This is a genomic window from Kitasatospora sp. NPDC056327 (genome assembly GCF_042261735.1).
Taxonomy (GTDB): domain Bacteria; phylum Actinomycetota; class Actinomycetes; order Streptomycetales; family Streptomycetaceae; genus Kitasatospora.
On record NZ_JBHJRC010000481.1, the window covers coordinates 1 to 3,268 of the forward strand.

At 75.3% G+C, this 3,268-nt stretch carries 2 protein-coding genes and 3 pseudogenes; 2 read left to right on the top strand and 3 right to left on the bottom strand.

The genetic code is table 11. The features are described from left to right. Positions 1-36: 36 nt before the first annotated feature. Positions 37-591 (bottom strand): NAD(P)H-dependent oxidoreductase, encoded by a 555-nt coding sequence (locus ACFCX4_RS35460; protein WP_376151470.1) that lies wholly within the window; start codon positions 589-591, stop codon positions 37-39. Between the two features lie 103 nt (positions 592-694). Here ACFCX4_RS35460 and ACFCX4_RS35465 point away from each other — a divergent pair. After that, a pseudogene (locus tag ACFCX4_RS35465) lies at positions 695-1,486 on the top strand (helix-turn-helix transcriptional regulator); the annotation flags it as partial. Positions 1,487-1,590: 104 nt separating this feature from the next. On the opposite strand, the gene ACFCX4_RS35470 reads toward ACFCX4_RS35465, so the two are convergent. After that, a complete protein-coding gene (locus tag ACFCX4_RS35470) occupies positions 1,591-2,568 on the bottom strand; it encodes an oxygenase MpaB family protein (protein WP_376151472.1) in 978 nt (325 codons plus the stop codon). A 242-nt stretch (positions 2,569-2,810) separates the two neighbouring features. Between ACFCX4_RS35470 and ACFCX4_RS35475 the strand changes: the two are divergent. Further along, positions 2,811-3,050: pseudogene (locus ACFCX4_RS35475) on the top strand (YciI family protein); the annotation flags it as partial. A 69-nt stretch (positions 3,051-3,119) separates the two neighbouring features. Here the strand turns inward: ACFCX4_RS35475 and ACFCX4_RS35480 are convergent. Further along, positions 3,120-3,268 (bottom strand): annotated as a pseudogene (locus tag ACFCX4_RS35480) (ATP-binding cassette domain-containing protein); the annotation flags it as partial.

A 3,268-nucleotide genomic window follows, 5' to 3' on the forward strand; every position in this document is an offset into this window, starting at 1 on the left:
CCCCCCGTACGGCCGGGGCGGGCGCCCCGGGGCGGCTCAGCCGTCGGCGGCCAGCAGCTCCCGGTAGCGGGCGGCGTGTCCGGCGAGCGCGGCGTCGCTCAGGCCGACGGCGTCCTGGACGGCGAACGGCGGGCGGTACGTCATGCCGACCGCGCCGGCGGTCGCGGCGAACGGAAGCAGCAGCTCCGGCAGACGGTGCCCGGCCCGCCCGCCGGGCCGGTAGTCGGCCGCGGCGGCGCCGGTCGAGACGGCGACCCGCAGCGACCGGCCCGCCAGCGCGGAACCGTCCGGCCCGTACGCGAAGCCCGCGACCAGCACCACGTCCAGCCACTCCTTGAGCAGCGGTGGTGAGGAGTACCACTGGAACGGGAACTGGAGCACCACGTGCTCGTGGGAGGTGAGCAGCTTCTGCTCGTGTCCGACGTCGACCGGCGTGAACGCGCCGGCCCCCCGGGGATAGGCGCCGTACAGGTCGTGGACGGTGACGGACGGCAGGCTCCGGGCGGCCCCGGCCAGCGCCGCGTTGACGCGGGAGGCCGCCGGGGCGGGATGCGCGAGCAGGACCAGGGTGCGGGACTCGTCGGTGGTCATGGCCGCAAGCCTGCGCCGGGCGCAGTCCGGCAACCAGGCATCCGCTGTGCCTACACCCGACAGGTGCAGGCAACTCCCGCCCGGAGGAGGGAGACTGGGAGCCATGACCCCACCGGCGGACTCTCCGGCGCCGCACCGGGAACTCGGCGCCTTCCTCCGCTCCCGGCGCGCCGCGCTGCGCCCCGAGGACCTCGGACTCCCCGCGTACGGCGGTCGGCGCCGGGTGCCCGGCCTGCGCCGCGAGGAGCTGGCGCAACTCGCGGGCGTGAGCGCCGGCTACTACACGCGGCTGGAACAGGGGCTGAGCCCCAACGCCTCCGACGCCGTCCTGGACGCCGTCGCCCGGGTGCTGCGGCTGGACCCCACCGAGCGTGCCCACCTGTACGCGCTGGCCCGCCCGGTGCCCCGGCCGCCCCGCCACCGGGCCCGGCCGGAACGGGTGCGCCCGGGGGTCCGGGTGCTGCTCGACTCGCTCGGGGACGTCCCGGCCCTGGCGATCGGGAGGTTCCTCGACGTGCTCGCCTGGAACCCGCTCGCGCACGCCCTGGTGGCCGGGCACCTCGACCCGACCGCGCCGGACCGCCCGGCCGACCGTCCCAACCTCGCCCGGATGCTGTTCCTCGACCCGCACACCCGCGAGCTCTTCGAGGACTGGCCGCGCAAGGCCGGCACCGCGGTCGCCGACCTGCGACTGGTGGCCGGCTACTACCCGGGCGCCCCGGAGCTCGCCGCCCTGGTCGGTGAACTGACCCTGGCGAGCGACGAGTTCGCCCGGCTGTGGGCCGGCCACGCGGTGACCTGCGCCGCGACGGACCGGCAGGCCTACCGGCACCCGCTGGTCGGCCGGCTGGAGCTGACCACGGAGTACCTGGTGCTGCCGAGGGACGAGGGGCAGCGGGTGGCCGTGTACACCGCCGGGCCCGGCTCGCCCTCCGAGGCTGCGCTGCGGCTGCTGGCCACCCTGACGGCGGGCGGGCGGGAGGCCCCCGGCGCCGCCGCTCAGCCCCCGCCCGACCCGGCGCCGCGGTCCGCGCCCGGTTCCGCGGACCCGGGTGTGCCCGGGCCGCCCGACGACGACGCGTGCGGGAACGGGCAGCCGCCGGAGGAGGGGTCGGGGGAGCCCTTCCCCCCGAAGGTCCCCAGGTCGCTGATCCGGTACCCGTACGGATACCCGGGGTAGCTGCGCACCTGCCACCCGTCCCGCCCCAGGTGCGGCCTGCGGCGGGGCGGCAGCAGCCGCACGAAGCGTCCGCGCAGCCGCATCCCCGCGCGCACCGCCCGCCGCACCGCGGCCGGCGGGGCCGGGTAGCCGAAGGCCTCGCGCAGCGGGTCGTCGAGCAGGCAGACCGAGGAGAGCCGCATCGACGGCCGCACCGGCGCCGGGTACCAGGAGGCCATCAGGCCGAGGGTGGCGTCGGAGACCGCCCGTGCGCCGGGGTCGAAGGCGAAGTGCTCGCGCTCGTAGTCGTCGAGCAGCCGCTCGAACTCCTCGTACGTCTCCGGGATGGCACTCAGGCCCATGTGCCGGCCCAGTTCGCGGTAGTAGTTGACGCCCGCCCGCACCTCGTGGGGGGAGAGCCGGCGCCAGCCGTAGTCGTCGATCCAGCGCCTCGGCGTCACCACGAAGGTGGACAGCACGTAGCGGTAGTCGTCGTCGGAGATGTCGTAGCGGCGGTGCATCTGGTTCATCCGGCGGATCGCCGCGCGCCCCTGCGAGGAGTCGAAGCCGTGCTCGACCACCGCCTCCAGGATCAGCAGGGTGTCGTCGTAGCGCTTCTGGGTGCGCAGGGTGAACTCGCCGGTCCGCGCGAGCAGCCCGCCGATGCTCGGGACGGCGTAGGTGCGGTAGAGCGCGAAGCCGAGCGACTGGGTGTAGTCCCACGGGAACTCGTACCAGCTGCTGATCCGGTAGATCTCGGTGAACTCGGTCTCCGGGTCCATGCGCTGAATCCGCTTCAGCCGGTCGTATCGCTGCACGGATCCCGACCCTAGGCTCCTGGTCGGTGCCGGTCAACGGGGCCCGGGGCCGCCGCCGGGCCGGTCGCGGGCCGGTCGCGGGCGGGCCGCCGGGCGGGTCGTCCGGCGGCCCCGGGGCGGATGCCGAGAATTTTCTTCCCGGAATCCCGCCGGGGACGTCGAGAACGCGCGGTCCGCTCCGACCGGTGGGTGAAGGAACCCGCTGACGAACGAGGAGCGCCACCATGAAGTACATGCTGCTGATGCAGTTCAGCGCGAAGGACATCGACTTCCCGAAGGTCGACGAGTGGGCCCACGAGGACATCCGGGTCCACGTCCAGTACATGCGGGACCTGAACGCCGAGCTCGCCGCCACCGGCGAACTCGTCGACGCGCAGGGCCTGGACCGGCCGGACACCGCCCGGATCGTCCGGTCGGGGGACGGCGGCGAGCCGGTGGTCACCGACGGGCCCTTCCCGGAGAGCAAGGAGTGGGTGGCCGGCTGGTGGATCGTGGACTGTGCCGACGAGCGGCGGGCGGTCGGGATCGCGGCCAGGGTCTCCGCCGCCCCCGGCCCGGGCCAGGGCGACGCGCTGCTGCTCACCGCCCGACAGCTGGGCCGGGAGATGGTCCACCCGCTCCCCGAGGCCGACCCGCTCCAGCAGCTCCCGGGCCCGGTCCTGGGCCTCCTTCCCCCGGCGTACCGAGGGGATGAGGGTGT

Excerpts from the sequence above, each read along its gene's own strand:
- ACFCX4_RS35460 (WP_376151470.1), bottom strand. The coding sequence starts at position 591 with ATGACCACCGACGAGTCCCGCACCCTGGTCCTGCTCGCGCATCCCGCC.